Origin of the sequence: Shewanella marisflavi, from assembly GCF_002215585.1 — a bacterium.
Lineage (GTDB): Bacteria > Pseudomonadota > Gammaproteobacteria > Enterobacterales > Shewanellaceae > Shewanella > Shewanella marisflavi.
Map to the genome: position 1 here is coordinate 1,615,742 of NZ_CP022272.1, position 25,148 is coordinate 1,640,889.

Genomic DNA, 25,148 nt, shown 5'->3' on the forward strand with positions numbered 1-25,148 from the left:
TTCGCTTACTGGAAGCTAAGTTCCCAAGCATCGATAGTGCCTGTATCACGACGGGCGCTGTCGACAGCCTTCAGTGTCCAGGTTCCGGCAGATTCAACGCCAGACATGTCCACTGTGTAGCTCTTAATAATGTTGTCAGCACTGCCGCCGCTGTTGTCGTGTAGTACGGCAACTTGACCGCTTGGGCTATGCAGCTCAACCTGCAGGTCACCGATATAGGTATGGGTAATGTTAACCTTTACTGTGACAGTGCCAGAGTCGCCGCTACGAGTGACAGCAATTGGGCTGCTGATGCCAGCCGTGTTGTTGTCAGGGATAGCGTAGCTAGTGTTGTTGGTGTAGGTAGCGGCGCCGCCTGTGTTACCGCCTGAGCTTTGCTCAGTGTAGCTGGCCGTGAGGCTTACACCGCTAAAGTCGCTATAGCCTTGAACCATCACATAGTAAGTCCCCGCCTGTGGTGTGCTCACTGGGCAAGACTCGCTGTTGCCGCCTTTCCATGGACGACAGTCGTAGCTGCTTAGAGTAGGCGCCGCACCATACTGAACGTAAAGGTCAGCATCGCCTGTACCACCGCTCATGGCGAAGTTCAGATCGCTGGCACCGGCTGGCACATCGATTGAGAAGTGTAGCTCGTCGCCTTTCACGCCAGTCAGGTTGGTCTTAGCCACGCCATTTTCTAGTACGTTGCTACCGCTGCCTGTACCTGGATCGGTTGGGCCGTTGCAAGAGGCATCGAGATACGCTTTGGCGGCAACTGCGTCGACTAGACCGTAACCTGTCTTGTCATCGCGACCAGCTACATCAAGATCTTCTGCCGTTGCGTTAAGCGCTGCACGAACCTGGGCGGCGCTACACTCAGGGTGATAGCTCCACACCAGCGTTGCTACGCCAGAGACGTGAGGCGTCGCCATAGAAGTACCGTTGTAGTACTCGTAATCTTCAGCATCTGTGTTGGCAACGGTAACATTGGTGCCCAGATGAGCGCGCAGTGCCTGACCGGTTGCGCGATCGACAGAAACAGAAACCATAGGGGCTTCGTTGTTCGTGTCAACCAGGAAGGGGTTTTGCAAACCTGGTAGCGTGGTGTTACTAAAGACGATTGCAGCCTGTGCGCCGGCATTGTTACACGCTTTCACTGCATCGATCTCTGGATAACTAGCGCCTTGATTGCCGACACGCTCAACCAGACAAACCTTGCCAGTCATGTCGCCACAGTTAAAGACGCCACCAGAAACACTACATTCGGCCAGCTCAGCGGTGACAGAACCTATTATCGGTGTGCCAACATAGTTGCCGCTGCTGTCTTTCACATAGCGGTTATGGGGCACGACGCCATTGTCAAAATAGGACACGCCACCGGCTGTGATGTTGGCCAAACGACCTTCACCACGTGTGACGGTTGACAGAATTGCTTCACCTGGGCCCGAGATCTCTACCTGGTTGGTGTATTGAGAGAAGGCGGCGTGATCTTTGTTGTTATCTACCGCAGCCACAGACATTACAGCGTCGTATGACGCAGGGTAGCTATGAGTGTTGTTACCGGCGTTACCGGCAGCGGCAATCAGTAGCACGCCGTTGTTGGCGTGGGCTGCAAGCGCGTTACGCTCTGTGGTGGTTGATTGCGAACCACCCAGGCTCATGGTTACCACGTTTGCACCATTGTTTACACAAGTGTCAACCGCTGACACTAATGAAGAGGAGTAACCCCAACCTTCGGCGTTAAATACTTTGACCACGTGGATGTTGGCGTTTTGGTTTGGCATAACACCTACTACACCGTCGTTGTTGGCAATAGCCGCGATGGTGCCGGCAACGTGAGTACCGTGGGCATTGTTCGCACCTGGCTCATACCAGTTGCCTGTGCCTGAGTTATTGGTACCAGTTACATTGTTGCCGCTTAGCTCGCTGTGGCTACGGTCGTAACCCGAGTCGATGATACAGATAGTGCGGTTGCCAGCCATGCTGTCGCTCAGGCTGGTGGCGCCCACAAAGGTTTGGCCCCAAGGTGTGGTTTCGCTGAGTAAACGGCGCGGCATATCTTCTTCGACATAATCCACGTCGGCGCGAAGTTTCAGCGCCTTGATACCGTTTGCATCTAACTGAGCTGAGTAGGCGTTTGAGCGACCGATGCGCTTCATCTGCTTGGCCTTCACGCTGTTAAGTGCTCTGTGTTGTGAGAAAACTTCGTTAGCTCTTGGCTGATACTCACTGAGCGCGTTATCACTGGCCTGGGCTGCAGCTTCGGCATTCTTAAATTTGACTATGTAACGCTTAGGCAGTGGTGAGGCTTGATTGATGCGGGCATTGTCTGCCTGCAGGTGGAGTCCTTTCGAAGGGGCTGCATTGACGTTTGCTGCAATTGCCAGGGCAAGCGCAGACAAAGACATAGCGACCGCAGTTGTCTTTTTAACTGTCATTTTGTATTCCATTTTAAAAGTTAGAATTAATAATTATTATTAGAGTGCATTGCAGCATGACTGCCACAATAACCGTCACTCGGCAGTGAATTTATCTGCTGATGAAACATTTGTAAACAAGGTGTTAAGTTTGGCTGGCGAAAGATTTGGGATGGTTTTTAATACATTTTTATGCACTTGCTAATCAATGAATACGATTGCAACCTAGGTGATTTATTATATTTTTGAGTATTTATTCGAATTTGTAGCGTGTTTATACAGGGTTGGTTTGGCGGGAGAGATAGCGACGAGAAATTGACTGTTAATTTTAAATCTTTGTATTAAATAGAAATTAGATATTCCATACTTGAAATATCTTATATCAAATAGTTATATGCTGTTTGACTTGTTACAGTTTAGGTGGGCAATCGACAGGAAGGCTGATAGCTAAAAACCAAGGTGGTAGCTATTTTGTATTGTTAAAGACATCCAAGCCACTGAAATAAAAAAGGCACCTTAAGGTGCCTTTTTAAATGCTGTATTCGTTACTCTTTTACCAGGCTTTGATAGCCACCACCGTTATAGGTGTTGCTGTAACCCAATTTGATCAGGCTTTCCTGTGCTATACCGCTACGCCGACCGCTGCGACAATAGAGCACAACGGATTGATCTTTATCGATATTACGCTTGGTAAACTCCTCGGCAATCTGCTCAAAGGGGATATTTATTGCGTTTGCTAAATGTCCCTCAGCGAACTCCTCCGGGGTTCTGACATCGACAATCATGGCCCCTTGCTCAATATGTTCCCAAGCGATTTTAGGGTTTTTCTCTTCGCCGTAACTCGGCGCAGAGATACCCATGATGACGATGAAGAACAGCGTCATCAGACTCATTACAGGGGTTGCTAGCATTTTTTTGGCTTGTCTCACCTTGACTCCTTGTGATCTGTGAGTTTTACCAATCTTAGTCAATAACTGCTCATCCTAGCTTGTTAAAACGCTATTTCTGATCACTTACTTACAGTGATTGGTATTATTTCATGCGAGCCAATTCCGCTTCCGTTTTGATCCCCATCTTCTTCATTAACATGGCTGCGGGGCAGAAGCCGGTAAAGGCGCTTTGAAATAGATTAGCGCCAACAAAGGCGGTTAGCCAGATAAAGTTGGGATGTACAAAGGCGGTGAGCAGCAATGACAACATGACCATAAAGCCAGCAAAGGCAAAAATACTACGTTCGACAGACATACTGTATCTCCTTAAGATTGCGGATTGACCGCGGCAAAATATTCGGGGCGATGGCGCATCACGGCGTAATAGAGCACGGGAATCACCACCAGGGTTAATAGCGTTGAAACCAAGATGCCGAAGATCAGGCTAATGGCTAGCCCGTTGAAGATCGGATCATCAAGAATAAACAGTGCACCTATCATGGCGGCCAGACCCGTTAGCATGATGGGCTTGGCCCTGACGGCACCGGAATGGATCACCGCCTGTTCGAAGGGCACGCCAGCTGCGGTTTCCTGATTAATAAAGTCCACCAAGAGGATAGAGTTACGCACGATAATACCGGCCAGGGCGATCATGCCTATCATTGAGGTGGCGGTAAATTGAGCGCCAAGCAGAGCGTGACCCGGCATCACCCCAATAATGGTGAGCGGGATCGGCGCCATGATGATCAACGGGACGCTGTAGGAGCGGAACTGACCGACGACCAGCAGATAGATAGCTATCATGCCCACAGCATAGGCTATCCCCATGTCTCTAAAGGTCTCATAGGTGATCTTCCACTCGCCATCCCAAAGCACGGCAATGCTGTCCAGGCCTGAGGGTTGATTGACATAATGCTGGTCAAAGCCCAGACCGCCTTCTTGGTTGATACTGCCTGCGATGTCGAACATGCCATAGAGTGGGCTATCCAGTGGACCAGACATATCGGCTACCACCATGATCATTGGGATCATATTCTTGCGTATGATAGGGGCATCTATGACGCGCTTATGTATGGTGATCAGCTCAGAGACAGGCACAGAGGTCCCCGACATTGTTGTGAGCCTGAGGTTAAGCACCTGCTCCAGATCTACCTTGGCGCCTTCTTCTAGCTGAAGCTTGATAGGTACAGGGGTCTTTTGATTCGGCTTGTGCAAATAGCTCACCGCCTTGCCACCGACAGAGGTCGCCACCAGATCGACGATGTTGCTATAAGGCACGCCCAGCAGGCTGGCCTTAGAGCGGTCGATATTGACCTGCCACTTTTGCTGCGCGGCTGGCAGGTAGATGTCGATATCGACTACGTCCTGCGTGTCGTGGAATAGCTGTTGCAACGCTTTGGCAGCGGTTTCGCGCATCTCGGCGTTGGGGCCATAGACCTCGGCTAAGATAGGTGACCATACCGGCGGCCCAGGAGGCACTTCGACGACCTTGACGTTGGCATTGTATTGCTTGGCTGTGGCCTGAAGTGCCATACGTACCTCAGAGGCAATGCTGTGGCTGTCTCTGTCGCGATCACCCTTGTCGACCAAGTTGACCTGAATGTCGCCCAGTTCCTGGCTTTGTCTGAGGAAATAGTGGCGAACCAAGCCATTAAAGTTCATCGGCGCATTGGTACCCGCATAGAGCTGATAGTTATCCACCTCTTTCACTTTATCCAGCTCTAAGGCCAGCGCCTTGAGGACGCGCTGAGTTTGCTCAACCGGTGTGCCCTCTGGCATGTCTACCATCACCTGAAACTCAGACTTATTGTCAAATGGCAGCATCTTAAGCACTACCAGCTGTCCCACCGGCAGCGAGACGGCAATCATGATCAGTAAGGCAATTGCGGCGCCTAGACCAATTCTTGCCTTACCGGCCTGTTTGCCTCGAACAAAGGGCGAGATCAAGCGAGTAAAGAGTCTGAGCATGCGATCGTCTACGTCATGTTCGCTATCGCTGCTCTGATGGCTATGGCCTTTGAGTAGCTTAGTCGCCAGCCAAGGGGTCACGATAAAGGCGATGGCCAGGGAGATCAGCATCCCCATGCTGGCATTGATGGGGATAGGGCTCATGTAGGGGCCCATGAGGCCAGATACAAAGGCCATCGGCATTAATGCGGCGATCACGGTAAAGGTCGCCAAAATGGTCGGTCCGCCCACTTCGTCGACGGCGACGGGGATAAGCTCCACAAAGGATCGTTTTCCAAGGGCCATGTGCCGGTGAATGTTCTCCACCACCACGATGGCATCATCGACTAAGATACCGATGGAGAATATCAAGGCAAACAATGAGATACGGTTTAAGGTGAAGCCATAAGCCCAGGAGGCAAACAGGGTGATCGCCAAGGTGATAATGATGGCGATACCCACCACCACAGACTCACGCAGGCCCATGGTGAGAAACACTAAGATCACCACGGCAGAGGTAGCAAATACCAGCTTAAGGATCAGGGTGTTGGCCTTATCACCTGCTGTTTTACCATAGTTACGCGATACCTCTATGTTGACATCGTCCGGGACTAAGATGTTGTCTATCTTATCCAGTCTTTCCAGGATCACATTGGCGATATCCACGGCATTTTCGCCAGGCTGCTTGCCGATAGCTATGGTAACGGCTGGGTAGATTGCCGACTTGTCGCCATGCCAGGCGTGCTGGGTTGGGATGTCACTATTGAGGCTAATCTTGGCGATATCGCCCAGATACACGGGGGCGCTTTGGCCAGATTCGTCCTGATAGACGGCAACAACCAGCTGTTCAACTTCTTGTTTCGATTTTAAAAACTGCCCAGTTTGTACCTTGATCTCCTGATTATCTTGCACCAGGGATACCGGCATGGAGACATGGTTGTTGCTCGACAAGCTGCGGTTAATATCGTCATAGGTAAGGCCATAGAAGCTCATCTTCGCCGGGTCGATGCGGACGTTCAGGCTGATCTCATGGCTACCAACGCTATAGATCTCTCGGGTGCCCGGAATGCGCTTAAGCTCACTTTCCAGTCCCTTGGCGATATGGGTGAGTTGCTCGGCAGATTGCGCGCTATTTTTCGACCAGAGGGTCAGGCTGACGATAGGCACATCGTCGATGCCACGGGGTTTAATCTGTGGCTCGCCCACGCCGGCATGGCTGGCAACCTTGTCTTTATTGGAATAGACCTGGTTGTAGAGTTTGACTATCGCCTCATTGCGGGGAATGCCCACCTCAAAGATAGCAATGATCAATGCGCCGTCTGGTTGAGAGAAGGAGTAAAGAGTGTCTATGCCCTTGATCTGCGAGATCACCTCTTCCATAGGCTGAGTCACCAACTGCTCGACTTCACTCGGGGTCGCGCCAGGGAAGGGGATATAGATATCGGCAAAGGTGACATCAATTTGAGGTTCTTCCTCTTTTGGAGTAACCATGACGGCAAATAGACCAAGCAAAAGCCCAAGCAATGCCAGCAGCGGAGTAATGGCACTGAGCTGAAACATCGCCGCGAGGCGCCCAGAGAACCCAAGGCGTTTAGTATTGTGCGGTCCATCTGTGTGTCGATCTTGCTGATTCATCGTAATACGGCTCCTATGAGATCAACGGCATTATTGCTTTAACTGCAGCAGTACTTGATAGGCATCGAGAGCGATGGTGTCACCGTCGCTTAGGCCAGAGAGCACCTCGAAACGATCCCCTTGTTTATTTCCCAAACGTACCTGATTGAGAACGAAATGATCCTTGTGCTTGAGGTAAACCGCACTGAGTTCGCTGTTATAGATCACCGCCGATTCGGGAATGGTGAGCGTATTGCGATCGCCGGCATTAAAACTGGCTTTGACCCACATGCCTGGCATCAGGTTGGGTTCTTGAGGCGGCAAGTCAATTCGCGTCTTGTAGCTGTGACTATTGGCGTCGGCAAAAGAGAAGATGGTCAGGGCATCAGACTCTATCTCTTTTCCATTGGCCAGGGCGAGTTTCATCTTAGGGTTGGCTCTTAGCGCGTCGATGTAACGCAGCGGCACATGAGTGACTGCGCGCATATGTTCGGTGGCAAAGCCGCTGAGCAGTGGCTGGCCAGGAGACACGGTTTCACCCACTTCCACATGGCGTGCAGTGACTACACCGGCAAAGGGTGCACTAACGATAGTATATTGCAGGGATTCATTGGCTTGAATAATCCGCGCTCTGGCCGCGCTTACGGCTTGTGCTGCGGCTCTGGCATTGGCGATGGCCTGGTCCATATCTCCTTGAGAGATAGCGCCTTGTGGGAACAACTGCTCAAAACGTTTACGCTGTTTTTGTGCCTCTTCATTTTGAGCCTGCGCACGGGCAAGCTCGGCTTCGGCCGCCGCCAGTTCGGCGCCTTGGGCCTTGCTGGTGATCTCAAGCAGTGATGCGCCCTGAGGAACAATATCATTAACGTCATAGTTAATCTTGATGATACGGCCGGAGGTTTGCGCCGATACCGTGGCCGACTTTACGGCTTCAAGCTGTGCATCTAAGGTGATCCACTGGGGCTGAGACTCTGTAGTTAGGGTTATTGTCGGCTGCTCACTGGCACTCGAAAATAGGCTGACAAGTGACAGCATAATGCCGATAGAAAACGCGTGTTGTACTTGCATGGAAGATCACCTCTTAAAACTTCATAAGAAAATTCTAATGGACTTTTTAAGCTTGTGCAATCTTTTATTAGAAAAATACGATTGATAGGGGCGAAATTATTAGCCCCTTTAAAACTAATCGTTTAAGTAATAGGTCAGAGTAGAAACTACCCTGACTTTTTTAATACTCGGTGTATTACTGTCTCGGTTGCTGATGGTAAATTGTCCCTGAGAGGCGTTTTTGATCTTACCCAGTTGAGAGTCCGAGTCTTTCGCAAACTTCTCAGCGGTTTGACGGGCGTTTTCTGTGGCTGTCTGTACCATTTGTGGTTTTAACTCGTTGAGCCCAGTGAACAGAAATTCAGTGCGTCCGTTGTAGTCTTGATTGGAGATGGCTATTCCTTCTTTGGTCAGCTCAAGAAGATTACCTTGAGTGGCCAGAAGCAACTCGACCCGTTTGGTATAGAGTGAAACAGTGACCTGAGCGGCGTAGCGGTATTTGACGTTAGGGTCGACATAGCCCTGGGCCTGCCTGTCTTCGATAGAGGGGAGCGAGCTTGAGATCTCTTCCTGTGTAAAGCCTTGTTTAATCAGGAAGGCAATAACTTTATCGGTTTTGGTTTGGACCTCTTGATAGAGGTTATTGAGATCATTATCCACTTGGGTAAAGCGGATGGGCCAGATAGCGGTATCGGCTTTCACTTCTGCCTCAGCGAGGCCTTTTACCGTGACAGTTCGTTCCATGGCGCGCATCTTTATGATGCTGTCACCTAAACTTGTGCCTAACAGATAGAGACCGGCGCAGATAAAGCCGCCTAAGAGAATACTTGCCAGTGATTTTTGCATGAGAAGCGTCCGAGTTGCTTGTCGTTAGCGCCAGCATATGCCTGTTTGGTCGGGTTTTCCAGCACTATGCTTGGTTACTGGGCTGCCAGAGCTCTACCTTGTTGCCATCGGGGTCGATAAACCAACCGAAACGACCAAATTCAGAGTCCTCGGTTTCCGCTATTAACTCGGCGCCGCCTTCGGCCACCTGGGCCAGCGCTTCATTGAGATCATCGACGATCAGATTAAACATAAACTCTTTGCTAGAAGGGTGAAGGTAATCTGTGTCTTTGGCCATGGGGGTCCACACACTATAGCCTGTGGCAGCCATTGGCATCAGATTATTGAGGTAGAAGGCTGCGCCGCCCCAGTTTTCTACTGGCACCTCAAGGTAGGTTTTGTACCAGTTGGCGAGTTTTTGAGGATCCTCGCTCTTAAAAAATATTCCACCTAAACCTATTACTTTAGCCATTGTCCATCTGTCGTTATAGGAGTTTGTATTAACTGTAGGAAACTTTTCCAATAACTACAAAAAAGCCGCAGTAGTCTGCGGCTTTTTAAGGACAGTAGAACAAGTTAGAACTTGTAGTTGTACTGCATAGAGTAATAGGTCGCGTTAGAGCGAGTAGTGGCGTGTACTTCGCTTGATTGAGGGTTGCCAATAATTGGTAGGCCGCCAGTGATAGCACTGTGCTCAATTAACTGTACATCTTCACCGCGAACAAAGGCGACACCGAAATCCAGGCTGGCGTGCTTGCTGAGATTAAAGGTTGCACCTGCGGTAAACCACTGACGATCAGAGTCAGGGATTGAGATAGAGCTGACTTCGCCAACGACCCCTTGGTCAAACATATAACCGGCACGTATTGTCCAGTCTTGGTTAAGGGTATAGGTACCACCTATGCTGAACAACCAAGAGTCATCCCAAGCATAGGTTTTTAGGCTGGCTTCAGGAGCCACTGGTACACCACCTACACCACCTACAACACCGTCGGTCACTGTGATCTCATGGAAATCGCCCCAAGTGGTCAACTGCGCTGTGTAGTGCAGAGCAAACTTTTCGGTGAGTTGGTGGAAACCTGCTACCTGGAAGATATCCGGCATAGGGATATTGATCTCATCGAATGCGACAGTGGCACCGGCAATCGGGTTATACATGTCGATATCGCCAGTTGCCTTAAAATCTGGGCTAAAGCGGTAGCTCATACCGAATCTGTGATCGGCGTTGATCTCGTAGACGGCACCTATGATACCACCGAAGGCGACGCCATCGGCTTCAACATCGACCAGGTCCAATTGTCCTGGGCCTTCAGCGGTCGGAACCTGTCCACCACGGGTAAGGGTGCCTGTACCATAAATTACATCGACACCAGCACCTATGCTGAAGTGGTCGTTAAAACGGTACGAGCCACTTAGGTTAAGGTTAAAGGTGGCGACTTCAGTTTTACCCAGCAAGTCTAGAGGTCCGGGCAGGCCGTTAACCAACTGCTCTGATAGAGGTGTGGTGTCTGTACCAGTTCCGAAGTTGCTGAACATGGCAACGCCATAGGCGAACTTGTCGTTGACTGGGCTGACGTAGTAGAAGTTAGGGATTATTTTAGCTTCTGCTGCATCGTCCACATGGCCGTAGTGAATTTGACCGAGTACAGTGTCGACGTAAACATCTTTTACGCTGACTTCAACGTCGGCATAGGTCAGGCCAACTGACAGTTGTTTTTCATCGAATAAGGCCATAGCTGCTGGGTTACGAGATAACACTGAAGCGTTATCTGCAATGACGGCGTCACCGGCAAAGGCGCGGCCGATACCGGTCGCTGACTGGCTGTTAAGTTGGAAACCGGCAGCCATTGCTTGTGAGCTGGCGAGTGTTACGGCTACCGCTAATATTGTCTTGTTGAAACGCTTCATAGTTTATTCTCATTATGGTGGCTTGGCGGCAATTTCATGTAGCCATGAATAGGCCAAGTCCTTTTTATAAATCCCGTGCATAGTAGGGATGTGCTGCAGCCCCAACAACTCCGACCAGATCGGTTTTTTTGTTGAGTTTCTGTTAACGTTTTTCCGAAAAAATCTCTTGGTGTGTCGTTCTTAACAGGAGAGCTTGTGGTCGCCGCTATCCCACGCATTATATGGGTTTGGTTTAGGTTTTTCTAAAGGTTAATGGAATGTGAAAGTGCAAATTATCGGTAAAATTTTCGAGGTATAAAAAAAGCGTACACGTGTACGCTTTTTTGATCTAACGCTCATTTTTAATACAAATGAGCGTTAACTGATATGTTTACAATTTTTGACTAAATTGCTCGAACTGTTCGCGGGTGCTGCTCTCTGGTTTAGAGATCAGGCTGACCAAGATGCCCGACAGCATGGCGAACACAAAACCGGGTAATATCTCGTAGAGATCGAAGATGCCGCCGCTGCTCTGTTTCCAAAGTACTACAGTAATGGCACCAACGATAATGGTGGCCACAGCGCCATTACGGCTGTAATCGCGCCAGAAGAGTGACAGGATGACGACAGGGCCGAATGCCGCGCCGAAACCAGCCCAGGCATAGCTGACCAGGCTGAGCACACTGCTTTCTGGATTTAATGCGATAATGCCCGAGATGATGGCGATGGCCAGTACGCCGATACGGCCAATCATCATCAACTCTTTACTGTTGGCTTGGGGTCTTAGCCACTTCTTGTAGAAGTCTTCAGTGATCACACTGGAGCAAACCAGTAGCTGAGAGTCTATGGTACTCATGATGGCGGAAAGAATCGCCGCGATCAGCAAGCCACCAATCCAAGGATTAAAGGCTGCATGGGCCAGATGAATAAATACCGTTTCTGGGTTATCGATTGGCTGGTCGGCAAAATAGAGGGTGCCAGCAAGGCCTGTAGCCAAGGCGCCGATGAGAGCGACAATCATCCAGCTCATGGCGATACGGCGAGACACCTTGAGATCATCGGCACTGCCAATGGCCATGAAACGCGACAGTATGTGCGGCTGACCAAAGTAGCCTAGTCCCCAAGCCAGCAGAGATGCCAGACCTATAAGTGTGGTGTTGTCGCTAATCAGGGTCAACATGGCAGGATCCAGACTATGGATGCCGTTTTGAGTCTCTGGTTGGCTGAAAATTGCCACGGGTACGATCAGCAGGGCGATCAGCATTAGACAGCCCTGGAAGAAATCTGTCCAGCTCACGGCAAAGAAACCGCCAACGAAGGTGTAGGCGACTATGATCCCCGAGCCGATAAGCAGAGCCAGGTTGTAATCTAGGCCAAACACCTTTTCAAATAAGATGGCGCCGCCCACCATGCCTGATGAGGTATAGAAGGTGAAAAACACTAAGATGGTGACCGCCGACACTAACTTGAGCACAGATTGCTTGTCTTCGAAACGCTTCTCGAAGAAGTCTGGTAGGGTGAGGGCGTTGTCGGTGAATTGGGTGTAGATCCGCAAACGTTTGGCGACAAACAACCAGTTTAACCAGGCGCCAAAGACCAGACCTATGCCGATCCAGGCTTCACCCAGCCCACCCAGATAGACGGCTCCGGGTAAGCCGAGCAGCAGCCAGCCTGACATGTCTGAGGCGCCCACGCTAAGAGCGGTTACGGCTGGCCCCATAGAGCGGCCACCCAAAATATAATCGTCGACTGAGTCGGTTGCTTTATATGCCCAAAGGCCAATGCCCATCATGAGGACGAGGTAGCCGAAAAAGGTAATTAAAATGGGTAATTCAATATTCATGCTTACGCCGTATTATTGTCATGCCAGTTAGCACCCTATTTAAGGCCGCAGCCCGCGACAGCAGTGAGTTGGCATTTTTGTTTTAAGTTGGCCTGCTATGCTAGCAGATGTTTGAGCGTGAGCCCAAATATGTCGTGAAATGTGATCATGATCCTGGCGAGATCGGTCGATAAATTGTCAGATATAGGCGAGTTGTTTTGGGTTTGTTGTGCATCATGAGGGCTTGTTGTGCTTTTGTGTGGCACTTTGTTTGTGGGGGCTCAAAGCGTGCCCCCAGCTTAATCGCTTAACCTTGGTAAAATCAGGCCTAGATAAACGACTCTTTTACTTCATCTCTGACATAGTCCAGATCTTTGGCATGCTCTGCGACCAGCAACACATAGGCATTTTCAGACTTGAAGCCCATGCCCTGATAACGCTTGTCGGCGAAGGCCTCCTCGAGCACCATGCGATCGTCGAGTGGTACAATAAACAGAGTGACTTTGCCTTGCTTGCCCTGCATCACCAGGTGGATGCTCTTCACGCCTTGGAAGTCGCAGTAAGTGCTAAAGAGCACTCGTCCCGGTTGTTCGGTAAACTGCGCCTGGTTGAGGCTGCTTAGCGAGGCCAGTTGAGTATTGATTTCGTCGACACTGATATTTTGCTCGCTCTGCATCGCTACCTTTTCGTGGTAGACATGGGTCAGCGCATGCTGACCTAGGTCCACAGGTGCCAGTCGCATCAGGGTGAAACTGATGCCGGCGATAAAGGCAATAGACGCCACCAGAGCCAGAGTAAAGCCAGTCTTGCGGCGATCGACCTGATGCTGATGTAGCTGCTGATTCAGTAGTAGCTTGGCCTCAAGATCTTCGGGAATATCGATTTTTAACGCAGCTTCGAGTTTGTTATCTAATAGCTTGAGATCGTTTACAAAGGCAGTGCGCTCGCTCGATTCATGCATCGACGCAAGAAACTCGTCATCTTGACGATGTGGATTTTCATAGGCCTCGCGGCGGAATTTTAGCTCATCCATTGGAGCGCCCCCTGGTGTGCGTGTCATCGAGTATCTCTTTTAGCTGATTTCTAGCGCGAAATAAGCGGGTCATTACGGTATTACGATTTAGATCTAGGATGCCGGCAATCTCTTCGCCGCTGAAACCACCAATCACCTGTAATACCAGTGGTTCGCGGTATTCGGCTTCGAGCTTTGCGATCTGGCGTCTTAGCATATGTTGCTCCATGTTCTCCTCACTGGACGAGGAGATATGGTCGGCAATATCGGCTTGATCTATGTCCGAGTAATCAAACTGCTTACGTTCGAAACGGCGCGCATTTTCCCTGCGTAAAATCGTGATCAACCAAGCCTTGGCGGCTTTATCATCTTTTAAAGACTCAAGAGAGCGCCAAGCACGTAAAAAGGTTTCTTGAGTGATATCTTCAGCGATATGTTTATCGCCGCACAGCCAATAGGCGTAGCGGAACAGATCGCCATGAAGTGCCCTGACAAGGCTATCGTATCGTCGTTGTTTATTCAGCATGTCACTATTGACCGACTTTTTCGGTTTTATATTTCGTATCACGCTAAACATTTTTTACTCGCAGCATAGGAAGGGGTTGGTGCGCCAATTGTTTCGACTACGTTAACGCTATTGGCGCACCAGAGGCAAGTTGTTAGAGCGGATTTAACGGACTCAAGGCAGATTGTGTGCTTGTTTGGGTTGCTGCAGGTACATTCCTCACCTGTTTGATCACGTTTTCGGCGTCAAACTCAGTACCGGCAGGACTATAACCTTGACGCTGAATAGCCGCTATAGCCTCGGCAAGTTGAGGATATTGCGCCGCGATGTCAGACAGACTCAGTGGTTTACCAGCAAGTTGGCTCATATATTGTTGCAGGGCAACCAAGGCCTCACCGCTGCGACCTGCGCGGCAGGCATTTTCAAATTGGTTTAATGCTGACGATGGTTTGGAAGCTGCAGCTGCTGCTGGCTCAATCGCTCCCTTGCCTTGACGGTAACTTTGGTAGTGGCGATACCAAAGCAGTAGGCTGGCTAACCACGCCAGTGCCAGCGCCGCGCTCACATAGGGCCAGAAGCTGGCCGAATCGGCGCTTTGGTTGACTAAGCTCACCTGGCTTGGCGCCGGTGCGTTATTGGCAGGGGCGACGAGGAGTGTGCGAGCCGGCAGGGTGGCATACTCCTGTTTACGAGTGTGGGTATTCCACCAAGGGATGCGGATCTCAGGCAGGGTATAACTACCGGGTTGTGTCGGCACAATCGCCGTAGTCTGGTTGAGCTGCGCCACCACCTGTTTTTCGCGCACATAGGTTTTGCGCTGTGGCTTCTCAGGATAGCTTTTAAAGGTATCGGGCAGTGCCAGTGCTATCTCGGGTAAGCTAGTGTCGTCGGCGTTGGATGCTAATAGGCTGATGTTGCGGGTAATAGGTACGCCAACTTGAAACTCTTGATCTTGCGGCCAATCTTCTTTTAGCACTACAAGATCGCTTGCCAGCCAGTCGCCCTGATAGCTATCGGGGATAGGTAATACGGTTATTTCGCTCGGGGCGGCTTTGGCCTGCATGGGGCGACTTTCGTTAAAAGAGAACATGCCGCCGCGACGGGAGGACTCCACTAACACATCACCTGAAAAGCTCGCGCCCGAGAGTGACAGGTTGCCGGGCTTGTCGGCGATCAGGCTATAGGTTCGTTCGATCACTCGGTAGCGTCTGCCATCGATGATCTCATGGCCATCGACATCATCGCCTAGCTGCTTGAGCTGGGCCCCCTCGACATTGGGCGCGCTGAGTACACCTCGCTGCAACTCGACGCCCAGGTAGAGCTTAACCTTATAGGTGATCAACTGACCCACATAGGCAGTTTCGGTGGAGACGTTGCTGCGAATAAAGAGGTTTTTCATCTGCTCGGGTTGGCTACCCGGCGCCACCACCTTGAGATTGATAGGGTCTGAGCTGATGTTGTCTATGGTCATCGCCGGGATCACTATTGTGCCGGTCTTTTTAGGCGCCAGGAGGATCTGCCAGCGAGTTTCTTTACTGGCATCGAAGTTCATGATCTGGGTACTGCGACTGACGCTGGTGCGTCCGACAATAAAGTCTTTCAACAGGGCGCTGGTATCCAGACTGGCATTGTCCACATCGTCATCGGCCTTGATGCTGAGCACCAGGTATTCGCCCTGAATCGCCGGGTTTCTGTCTACCGAGGTTTCTACCTTGGTCAATGCATAGGCTGGGGTCGATAAACAAAGTGCCACACAGGCTAAGGTCAAAAGGTGTCGTATTACCACTGTTGATTGTCCTTTATGGTCGCGCCTTGACGGCGGCGTTTTTGATATTCCAGTTGCATCTTGTTGCGCAGCAGCACCTGAGGATCGTCAATCACCCCGGTGAGGGCGCGTTGCATCTCAGGTGGCAGCTCCTCGGGGGCGATGACATTGCTCATGGCGGCGTTGGTTTGAGCGTCTGTCTCACCTTGTTCATCTGACTCGCTGGGGTTGCCCTGTGCCATATCGGCTTGAGCATTCGACCGCTCGCTTTCAGCTTGATGCTCTTGAGCGGCTAGCCCTGACTTGTCCGCTTGCTCGGGATCGGCACTCATTTGCGCATCATTATTTGGCGATGACGATGACTGCTGCTCGCCAGACTGATTTTCATTGTCTTGAGATGAGCTTTCCTGATTCTTCTTAGCTGATTTATCTTGCTCAGAGTCGGCCTGCTCGGATGAATTGCCGTCACTAGATTGAGATGGCTCACTATTTTGGTTTGCCTGCTGCTCGCTCTCTTGTCCTTGGCTGTCTTGTCCTTGACTGTCTTGGCCTGCGTTGTCTTGACCAGCGCCGTCTTGGCTAGCATTGCCTTGCTCACCATTATCTTGATCAGCATTTTGCTCAGATTGCTCTTGCTGAGACTTTTCCTGTTGAGCGTCCTGTTGACTCTCATCCTGATCAGATTGCTCTTGACCGTCTCCATCTTGTGTGTGTTGCTCTTTGAGCTGCTTAGCCAGCTCAAGGTTTTGCTTGGCCTGGGTCAGCTGAGGATCTTTATCCAGTGCCTGCTGATAACGCTCAATCGCCTTGTCGAGGTCATTGAGCTGCATCAGGCTATTGCCCTGATTGTATAAGCCATTGGCGGAATCATCTTGCTCGAATAGCGCCAGCGCCTGCTGATAGTCACCACTTTTATAGAGCGCTGAGGCTTTCCATTGGGGCGAGTTAAACAGCTCAGCAGCCTGCTGATGCTGGTCTGCCTGATAGGCCTGCATGGCGCGTTGATCGTCCGTGCTGAAAGGGTGTTGCCAGCTGATGGCCTGTGCCTGAGGGCTCGGCGCTAATACCAGAAAACAGGCAATCGCCGCGAACGCCTGCCTGAAACTCAGCAGGACAGGGAGCAGCAAAAGCAAGGTGAGATAAGGGCCAAGATCTTGCCAGGTTTCTCCTTCGAGCTCAGAGGCCTTAGCATCTGTCTCCTGGCTTAGGCTATCAATGAGGGATTCGAGGTCTTGGCCATCGGCGCGATAGCTAAATAGCTCACCACCACTGTGGTTGGCCAAGGTGCCAAGCTGATTGAGATTCGTTTTGCTTACCACCACCTGATCGCTATTATCCCGCATTAATTGCCCATCGGGCAAGCGGATGGCTGCGCCCTGAGTTGTGCCCATTGCCATTATCGACAGGCGATACTGGCTGTCTGCCAATAGCGATTTAGTGTCACTAATCTGCTCAGGGTTGATCCCGTCAGTCACTAAGATAATCTCGCCTTTGAGATGACCGCCCTGCAGTAGTAATTGCTTGGCCTGACTTATCGCAGCGGGCAGATTAGAACCCAATACCGGCATGATCTCAGGTGAGAGGGTGGGTAGCAGGTTAAGTAAGGTGGCCTTATCCCGCGTGAGTGGGCTGATGGTAAAGGCGTCCCCGGCATAGGCGACCAGGCCGGTTTCGCCCTCTTTAAGGCTCTTGATCAGATCCGTCGCCTTAAATTTTGCCTGTGTTAGACGGTTGGGCGCCAGATCGGTCGCATACATGGAAAGTGACATATCCATCACTATCACCCTGCCAAGGTTTGACTCAAAAACCGGCAGGTTTTGCTTGGTCAGCGCCGGGCCGGACAGCGCCAGGATCCCGACCAGCCAGATGAAGCTGATGAGACCTAATTGACCTTTTTTTGTGGTCGCCTGACCGCTGACCAATACTTTGGCCAGATGAGGCGCGATATAACGATTCCAGCTTGAGGCCTGATATTGCTGGCGTTTAAGTTGCCAGAGCAATAGCGCGAGTGGAATAAGGGCTAAAAGCCATTCGGGGCGGAGAAAATGGATCATGAGCCTCTCCGGGGGAAGCGTTGAACTAAAGCCTGCACGGCAGCAAGGCGGGTTAACATTATCAATACACTGATCAGCATAGCCAAGGCTAAGGGGTAAAAGAAGAGCTCGGCTTGGGGGCGATAACTGAGCTGATCGCTGTCGGTAGGTTCGAGCTTATCTATCTCTTGGTAGATCCCCTGCAACTCGTCTGAATTGCGTGCCCTGAAATAGCGGCCATTGGTTTTTTGCGCCAGCAGGGTGAGCTGGTCTTCGTCAAGATCCATCGACGGATTGACCCGCTCTTTACCGAATAGGGTTCGACGTTCCAACACCTCGGCGCCCACGCCAATAGTGTAGATAGTGATGCCGCGCTTAGCGGCGATATCGGCGGCTTGCTCTGGAGTGATACTGCCAGAGTTATTGGAACCATCGGTCAGCAGAATCAATACGCGATTACTCTGCTGCGCCTTGTCGAAGCGTTTAACTGCCAGAGCGATGGCTTCACCAATGGCCGTCTGTTTACCTACTAGGCCAATCTGGGCCTCGGTGAGAAACTGAGCAACCGAGCGTCTGTCTTGTGTGAGGGGCGCTTGTAGGTAGGCGTGATCGGCAAACAGGATCAGCCCAAGCTTATCGCCCTTACGGCGCTCGATAAACTCGCTCATCACCTCTTGCACCATGGTAAATCTGTCGACCGTCTTGCCCTCAAGCACCATATCTTCAATCTGCATACTGCCTGACAGATCCACCGCCAGCATAAGATCCCGGCCTTTACTGGGCAGCTCTATGGCATCACCAACCCAGAGCGGGCGGGCAACGGCGATAACCAGCAGCGACCAGAGTAGCCAGTAGGGCCAGCGGGCGCTGGGATTGGCGCTGTGTTGACCTATGGCGCGGGTGTCTGCGACGCCTGGCAGTTGCAGTTGGCCACCCTTGACCTGAGCGGTTTGTTTGCTGCGGGCAAAGATCAGCGGCAAAGGGAGCAGGAGTATTAACCAGGGCCAGGCTAGCGTGAACATGGCGCCTCCTTGCTCTGTTTTAGGGGGAGGGCCTGTTGCAGCCAGGCTTGAGCGCCCGCGAGTAATTGCGATGCCTCATCAGCGGATAGCTCTGCTGACTGGAAGCGTTTTTCTAGCAAGGTAGCCAAGTGAGGGTCTATGCCGGGTACCTGCTTTTTAAGCCAGTCATACCAAGCTGCTCCTTGCAAAGAGGCGACCTGCTCCCGCGGCAAGTAACTCATGGCGCTGCGTTTAAGCAAGGCGTTAACGCTATGGGGCAGCTGGGGATCGCTTGCCTCAAGTTGACTGAGCAGCTTTAAGGCCTCACGTTTGGCGGCTAGGTGTTTACGTCTGCGCTTAAGATAGATAACAAGGCCACAAACGACTAACAGTAGCAAAAGTGCCAGCAAGTAGTAGCCGTAGGCGAGGGGCCATAGCCCGATAGGATCTGGGGTAATAATATCCTGCATTGCAGCCAGGCCGGATTGCGGAGCCACTTGCATCTACCTCAAGGCTCCCATCTGCTGATTTAAGGGCTGCGCCGCACTTATGGTTCTCGGGCGTGCGTTGATCTGATTCATCATGGTGATAAATCCTTGTTGCTGTGTCTGTTGCTGAGCGAGCCAGGCGTTGTAGCTGCGTCTATCTAGCATCAGCTCCTTACCGCCATCTCTGACAGGAAACTGAAACTGAGATGGCAGTTTCAGTGTGCCTTGTCTGAGTGGGTCAGTGATTAAAAACGCCCCAATGTCGCAATGGCGTTTTAGCTCACTCAAAGGCCCTAAGCATTGCGGATTAAAATGACTGCCATCACTGATGATCCAGATGAGTGAGCCAGGTTTGGCAATGCGTCTGAGTCGCTGGCAGGCACTGAATATATGGTCTGGCTGTTTGGCCGGGTTGGCCATCTGGGCCAACTGGTGTTGATGTACCTTTTCTACGGCCGAGATTAACGCCAACATGCCGGTTTGTCTGCTGCGGGGCTTAAGCTCTAGGTGTTCTGCCTCGCTGGCAATCAGCGCGCCTAAGCGATCGCCATGGCCTACCGCGGCCCAGCCAAGGGTGGCGGCCAGATGGGCGGCCTGAACCGACTGCAGCATTAAGCTTGAGCCGAAATAGAGGCTGTGGCTGAGATCCAGCAGTAACAGCACCGGACGTTCACGCTCCTCGACAAACAACTTGGTATGGGCCTTGCCGGTTCTGGCAGTGACCCGCCAGTCTATAGTGCGCACATCATCACCGCTCTGGTAATGGCGCACCTCGGCAAACTCCATCCCGCGTCCCTTGATGCTGCTGGCTCTGTGTCCGGCCAATGCGGCTCGCGCCTTGGTTCTGCGTTCGGGCAGGGCTCTGGCCAGATTTTGGCAGGCTAGCAGCTCTTTTTGATTGAGCGACACACCATCGGCAAACAGGGGTAAAGCATTCTGTTCCATTAAGGCACCGCAACCTGACTAAGGATATGGTCGATCACCTGATCGGCACTTACGCCTTCTGCCTGCGCCTGATAGCTCAGCAGCAGACGGTGGCGTAGCACATTAGGGACTACGGCTTGAATATCTTCAGGCGAGACAAAGTCGCGCTCCATCAACCAAGCGCGGGCACGGGCACAGCGCTCGATGGAAATCGTTGCCCTGGGGCTGACGCCATACTCCAGCCAGTTGGCGAGCTGATCGCTATATTGCTGTGGTTGTCGGGTGGCCATCACGATATTGACGATATATTGCTCCAGCGGCTCGGCCAGATAGATATCCAATGCCGCTTTTCGGGCGGCGAAGACTTCGTCCTGGGCGATAGGCGCTACCTTAGGAAGCTGCTGAGTAATGGCTTCACTACGTGATAAGCGCATGATCTCAAATTCGGTTTCAGCACTCGGATAATCCAAATTCAGGTGCATTAAGAAGCGGTCCAGCTGGGCTTCTGGTAGGGGATAGGTACCCTCGTTTTCCAGTGGGTTTTGGGTTGCCATCACCAGAAACAGCTTAGGCAGTTTATAGCTTTGTTTACCCACAGTGACCTGGCCTTCGGCCATGGCTTCAAGTAAAGCTGATTGCACCTTTGCCGGGGCGCGGTTGATCTCATCAGCCAAAATCAAGTTGTGAAAGATAGGGCCGGCTTCAAATTCGAAAGTAGCCGTTTGGGCGCGATAGATATCGGTGCCGGTCAGATCGGCCGGCAGCAGATCCGGGGTAAATTGAATACGGTGGAAGTCACCCTCAACGCCATCGCTTAACGCTTTAACCGCTCGGGTTTTGGCTAGGCCTGGTGGGCCTTCAACCAATAAGTGACCATCGGCAATCAGTGCGATCAGTAAGTTTTCGGTAAGAGTGGGTTGACCCAGGATCACTTTATCCAGGTATTCACGTAATGCATGAAATCGACTTAACGGCATGATGCTACTCGGTATTATTTAATTGTGTGAGCTGTAGACAGCGTGTTGAGTAAAAAATTCAGTGGTAAATGGTTTATCGCACTCCATGACTTAAGCAGAGGGCCTGCTAGGATTGGGCTGTGCCAATTTCCATTCAGCAAATTAAGTTAACATGCTTAAACGGGGATTTAAACCAGAGTTAGCCGCAAAATTCGCATTTATTAAACATTGTTAATCAACATCTTTTTCGATATTTGTTGTTTAAAAACCAAACGGGTGTTTAAAACCTTGAAATAAGAAGTTAGAATCAGATCACACTTTGATGGTCTGACCTGTTGTGAAGCTGTTACAAAAAGAGAACAACGGGGTAGGGAAGAATAATAACGGCGTTAATAGAAGCGTTTCTATCAGACGCGTCACGAGGGCAAAAGATGAGTGAATTACAGCAAGTAAGGAATGCGAAGGGTGATCGCATCGCGATAGTGATGGGGCTAAGAACCCCTTTCGCTAAGCAGGCGACCGCTTTTCATGGGGTGTCGGCGCTGGATATGGGCAAGATGGTGGTTAATGAACTCTTGTCTCGCAGTGAATTAGACCCGAAAGAAATTGAGCAGCTTGTTTATGGTCAGGTGGTGCAGATGCCTGCAGCGCCTAACATCGCCCGCGAGATAGTGTTAGGGACTGGCATGGACGTCTCTACCGACGCTTACAGCGTAACACGCGCCTGTGCTACCAGTTTTCAGTCAACGGTCAATGTGGCCGAATCCATCATGACGGGCAACATCGAGATAGGCATTGCCGGCGGTGCGGACTCTTCGTCTGTACTGCCCATTGGTGTATCAAAGAAGTTAGCCCACGCCCTGGTGGATCTGAATAAGGCCCGCAGTTTAGGGCAGAAATGGTCAATTATCCGCCGTCTAGGGCTCAAAGATCTTTTACCCGTTCCCCCTGCGGTTGCCGAATACTCGACCGGATTGTCTATGGGACAGACTGCCGAGCAGATGGCAAAGACCTACAATATTAGCCGCGCCGATCAGGATGCGCTGGCGCACCGCTCTCATACCCTAGCGACAGAGACCTGGGATTCAGGCCATCTACGTGATGAAGTGATGGTGGCTCATGTGCCGCCTTATAAGTCCTTTATCGATAGAGACAATAACATTCGTGAGAACTCTTCTCTGGATTCCTACGCTAAGTTGCGCCCGGCATTCGATCGCAAGCACGGTTCGGTAACTGCAGCTAACAGTACGCCGCTAACCGATGGTGCTTCGGCGGTACTACTGATGAGCGAGAGCCGCGCAAAGGCGCTCGGCTATGAGCCTATCGGCTATATCAAGAGCTATGCCTTTAGCGCCATCGATGTGTGGCAGGATATGTTGATGGGGCCTTCCTATGCAACGCCACTGGCACTGAAACGTGCCGGTATGGAGCTTGAAGATCTGACTTTAATCGAGATGCATGAGGCCTTTGCGGCGCAGACGCTCGCCAACATGCAGATGTTTGCCTCGAAGAAGTTTGCCAAAGAGAAGCTTGGCCGCGACCGCGCCATTGGCGACATCGATATGACTAAGTTTAACGTTTTAGGCGGCTCATTGGCCTATGGCCATCCCTTTGCGGCAACGGGAACCCGTTTGATCACTCAGGTATGTCGTGAGCTAAAACGACGTGGCGGCGGTACTGGCCTGGCAACGGCTTGTGCGGCAGGTGGTTTAGGTGCAGCAATGATAGTAGAAGTGGAGTGATCTCATGGAAAAGAGTTTTACATTAAGTCGTCTCGATAGCGGCATCGCTGTGCTGACCATGGATGTGCCGGGTGAGACCATGAATACCTTGAGGGCCGAGTTTGGTCCTGAGATCTGTGAGATGTTGGCCGAGATTAAGAGCGATGCCAGTATCCGCGGTGTGGTGATTATCTCGGGTAAGAAAGACTCATTTGTTGCAGGTGCCGATATTTCCATGCTTGATGCCTGCAGCACAGCAGGCGATGCACGCGAGTTATCCAAGCAGGGCCATGAGGTGTTTTTCGCGCTTGAGTCGTTAACCATTCCTGTGGTTGCGGCCATAAATGGTGCCTGCCTCGGCGGTGGTCTTGAGCTGGCGCTTGCCTGTCATCAACGTGTCTGCAGTGATAGCAACAAGACCATGTTAGGTCTGCCTGAAGTTCAGCTTGGCTTGTTGCCAGGTGGCGGTGGAACCCAGCGTCTGCCGCGTTTGGTAGGCATTGCCAAGGCGTTAGATATGATGCTGACCGGCAAACAGCTAAGACCCAAGCAGGCCCTGAAATTAGGCTTGGTAGATGATGTGGTGCCCGAGTCTATTTTACTGCAAACGGCAGTCGAGATGGCACTGGCTGGAGCACGTCCGGCTAAGAAGCGTAAGGTCTCTTTGGTTGAGAAGCTGTTAGAGGGCACGCCTGTGGGGCGTAACATCATCTTCGATCAGGCACTTAAGCAGGTTAACAAGAAGACCCAGGGTAACTATCCTGCGCCAGAGAAGATCATCGACTGTGTACGCCAAGGCATGACCAAAGATATGGTGAAAGGCCTTGAGGTGGAAGCTCAGCATTTTGGCGATCTGGTGGTTTCTAGCGAGTCTGAAGCCTTGAGAAGCATCTTCTTTGCGACCACAGAGATGAAGAAAGAATCTGGCGCCGGTGATGTATCGCCTAAGGCCGTCAAGAAGGTGATGGTATTGGGCGGTGGTTTGATGGGCGGCGGAATCGCTTCTGTCACTACCACTAAGGCCAAGATCCCTGTGCGGGTGAAAGATATCAGCGAAACGGGTTTGAGCAATGCGCTCGCTTATGCCTATAAGTTGCTGGCCAAAGGGGTTAAGCGTCGCCATATGACACCGGCTGTACGGGATAACCTGATGGCGCTGATGACCACGACCACCGAATATAAAGGCATCAAAGATGCGGATATGGTGGTGGAAGCGGTATTTGAAGATCTCAATCTAAAACATCAGATGGTGAAGGATGTTGAGCGTGAATGTGGCGAACATACTATTTTCGCCTCGAATACCTCCTCACTGCCGATCAAACAGATCGCCGAGGCTGCTGAGCGTCCTGAAAATGTGATTGGTTTGCACTATTTCTCACCAGTAGAAAAGATGCCACTGGTTGAGGTCATTGCCCATGAGAAAACTTCGCCTCGGACCATTGCAACTACTGTGGCCTTTGCCCGTAAACAGGGTAAGACGCCAATCGTGGTGAAAGATGGTGCTGGCTTCTACGTTAATCGTATTTTGGCGCTCTACATGAATGAGGCGGCGAATCTGTTGTTAGAGGGGCAGAGTGTCGAACATCTCGATAAAGCGCTGGTGAAGTTTGGTTTCCCTGTAGGCCCCATGACCTTGCTTGACGAAGTGGGTATCGATGTGGGAGCTAAGATCTCGCCCATTCTTGAAAAAGAGCTTGGTGAGCGCTTTAAGGCGCCAGCTGCCTTTGACAAGCTACTCGCTGACGATCGTAAGGGGCGTAAGAATGGCAAGGGCTTCTACCAATATGGTAACAAAGCGAAGAAGAAACTGGTCGATGAAAGTGTCTATGGTGTGCTTGGACTAACTCCTGGTACAGATAAAGAACCAAGAGCAGTTGCCGAGCGTTGTGTCATGCAGATGCTTAACGAGGCGGTTCGTTGTCTGGAAGAGGGGATCATTGCCTCGCCAAGAGACGGTGATATCGGTGCGATTTTTGGTATCGGATTCCCACCATTCTTAGGTGGCCCTTTCCGTTACATGGACTCGTTAGGTGCGAAACACTTGGTTGAGACATTAAAGCGTTACCAAAGTGAGTTTGGTGATCGTTTTACGCCTTGTGACCGATTAGTCGAGATGGCCGAATCTGGTGCTAAGTTTTACGATTAATTAATTTTGAATTTAACAATGCGGCAACATGATGCCGCATTTTTTTTGCCCTAGGATATTTTTTGCCTGTTTTTTGTTCAGATATTGGTTGGGTTCAGGTATGATGCTCAGCTCATTTTTGCGATTTTCA

At 51.2% G+C, this 25,148-nt stretch carries 19 protein-coding genes; 2 read left to right on the forward strand and 17 right to left on the reverse strand.

Annotation, left to right across the window (positions count from 1 at the left end; genetic code table 11):
• Positions 1 to 5: 5 nt before the first annotated feature.
• From CFF01_RS07090 to CFF01_RS07170, 17 genes are all read right to left on the reverse strand, one after another.
• Positions 6 to 2,417 carry a S8 family serine peptidase gene (locus tag CFF01_RS07090; protein WP_088904336.1) on the reverse strand — a complete coding sequence of 804 codons (2,412 nt, stop codon included), beginning with the start codon at positions 2,415 to 2,417 and terminating at the stop codon, positions 6 to 8.
• Between the two features lie 524 nt (positions 2,418 to 2,941).
• Complete coding sequence (locus tag CFF01_RS07095) at positions 2,942 to 3,256, reverse strand: rhodanese-like domain-containing protein (RefSeq protein WP_408640512.1); 315 nt, start codon at positions 3,254 to 3,256, stop codon at positions 2,942 to 2,944.
• A 172-nt stretch (positions 3,257 to 3,428) separates the two neighbouring features.
• Positions 3,429 to 3,641, reverse strand: a complete 213-nt coding sequence (locus tag CFF01_RS07100; RefSeq protein ID WP_033537722.1) for a YgaP family membrane protein — start codon at positions 3,639 to 3,641, stop codon at positions 3,429 to 3,431.
• An 11-nt stretch (positions 3,642 to 3,652) separates the two neighbouring features.
• Positions 3,653 to 6,907: an efflux RND transporter permease subunit gene (locus CFF01_RS07105; protein ID WP_088904337.1), complete on the reverse strand. Its 3,255-nt coding sequence runs from the start codon at positions 6,905 to 6,907 to the stop codon at positions 3,653 to 3,655.
• Positions 6,908 to 6,937: 30 nt separating this feature from the next.
• Positions 6,938 to 7,954, reverse strand: coding sequence for an efflux RND transporter periplasmic adaptor subunit (locus CFF01_RS07110; RefSeq protein WP_033537724.1), 1,017 nt, complete (start codon positions 7,952 to 7,954; stop codon positions 6,938 to 6,940).
• Between the two features lie 114 nt (positions 7,955 to 8,068).
• Complete coding sequence (locus CFF01_RS07115) at positions 8,069 to 8,779, reverse strand: SIMPL domain-containing protein (RefSeq protein ID WP_088904338.1); 711 nt, start codon at positions 8,777 to 8,779, stop codon at positions 8,069 to 8,071.
• A gap of 64 nt (positions 8,780 to 8,843) precedes the next feature.
• Entirely contained in the window at positions 8,844 to 9,230 is a 387-nt protein-coding gene (locus CFF01_RS07120) for a VOC family protein (protein ID WP_088904339.1), read from the reverse strand.
• A 104-nt stretch (positions 9,231 to 9,334) separates the two neighbouring features.
• The gene (locus tag CFF01_RS07125) at positions 9,335 to 10,666 is read right to left on the reverse strand and encodes an OmpP1/FadL family transporter (protein ID WP_088904340.1); all 1,332 of its coding nucleotides are present in this window, start codon (positions 10,664 to 10,666) and stop codon (positions 9,335 to 9,337) included.
• Between the two features lie 370 nt (positions 10,667 to 11,036).
• Positions 11,037 to 12,488, reverse strand: coding sequence for a sodium/proline symporter PutP (putP, locus tag CFF01_RS07130; protein WP_088904341.1), 1,452 nt, complete (start codon positions 12,486 to 12,488; stop codon positions 11,037 to 11,039).
• A 307-nt stretch (positions 12,489 to 12,795) separates the two neighbouring features.
• Complete coding sequence (locus CFF01_RS07135) at positions 12,796 to 13,500, reverse strand: DUF3379 domain-containing protein (protein WP_088904342.1); 705 nt, start codon at positions 13,498 to 13,500, stop codon at positions 12,796 to 12,798.
• A complete protein-coding gene (locus CFF01_RS07140) occupies positions 13,493 to 14,056 on the reverse strand; it encodes a sigma-70 family RNA polymerase sigma factor (RefSeq protein ID WP_033537730.1) in 564 nt (187 codons plus the stop codon). The genes CFF01_RS07135 and CFF01_RS07140 overlap by 8 nt, the downstream gene beginning before the upstream one ends.
• An 82-nt stretch (positions 14,057 to 14,138) precedes the next feature.
• Positions 14,139 to 15,770, reverse strand: coding sequence for a BatD family protein (locus CFF01_RS07145; RefSeq protein WP_088904343.1), 1,632 nt, complete (start codon positions 15,768 to 15,770; stop codon positions 14,139 to 14,141).
• On the reverse strand, positions 15,764 to 17,803 hold the full coding sequence (locus CFF01_RS07150) for a vWA domain-containing protein (RefSeq protein WP_088904344.1): 2,040 nt from the start codon (positions 17,801 to 17,803) through the stop codon (positions 15,764 to 15,766). The genes CFF01_RS07145 and CFF01_RS07150 overlap by 7 nt, the downstream gene beginning before the upstream one ends.
• Positions 17,800 to 18,804 (reverse strand): vWA domain-containing protein, encoded by a 1,005-nt coding sequence (locus tag CFF01_RS07155; RefSeq protein ID WP_088904345.1) that lies wholly within the window; start codon positions 18,802 to 18,804, stop codon positions 17,800 to 17,802. The genes CFF01_RS07150 and CFF01_RS07155 overlap by 4 nt, the downstream gene beginning before the upstream one ends.
• Positions 18,792 to 19,286 (reverse strand): DUF4381 domain-containing protein, encoded by a 495-nt coding sequence (locus CFF01_RS07160; protein WP_088904346.1) that lies wholly within the window; start codon positions 19,284 to 19,286, stop codon positions 18,792 to 18,794. The genes CFF01_RS07155 and CFF01_RS07160 overlap by 13 nt, the downstream gene beginning before the upstream one ends.
• On the reverse strand, positions 19,287 to 20,216 hold the full coding sequence (locus CFF01_RS07165; protein ID WP_088904347.1) for a DUF58 domain-containing protein: 930 nt from the start codon (positions 20,214 to 20,216) through the stop codon (positions 19,287 to 19,289).
• Positions 20,216 to 21,172: an AAA family ATPase gene (locus CFF01_RS07170; RefSeq protein WP_088904348.1), complete on the reverse strand. Its 957-nt coding sequence runs from the start codon at positions 21,170 to 21,172 to the stop codon at positions 20,216 to 20,218. Before CFF01_RS07170 ends, CFF01_RS07165 begins: the two co-directional genes overlap by 1 nt.
• Before the next feature lie 410 nt (positions 21,173 to 21,582).
• On the opposite strand from CFF01_RS07170, the gene fadI reads away from it, so the two are divergent.
• Together fadI and fadJ are read left to right on the forward strand one after the other, a co-directional pair.
• On the forward strand, positions 21,583 to 22,893 hold the full coding sequence (gene fadI / locus CFF01_RS07175) for an acetyl-CoA C-acyltransferase FadI (protein WP_033537737.1): 1,311 nt from the start codon (positions 21,583 to 21,585) through the stop codon (positions 22,891 to 22,893).
• A gap of 4 nt (positions 22,894 to 22,897) precedes the next feature.
• Positions 22,898 to 25,018 carry a fatty acid oxidation complex subunit alpha FadJ gene (gene fadJ / locus CFF01_RS07180; protein ID WP_088904349.1) on the forward strand — a complete coding sequence of 707 codons (2,121 nt, stop codon included), beginning with the start codon at positions 22,898 to 22,900 and terminating at the stop codon, positions 25,016 to 25,018.
• The last annotated feature ends 130 nt before the right edge of the window (positions 25,019 to 25,148 follow it).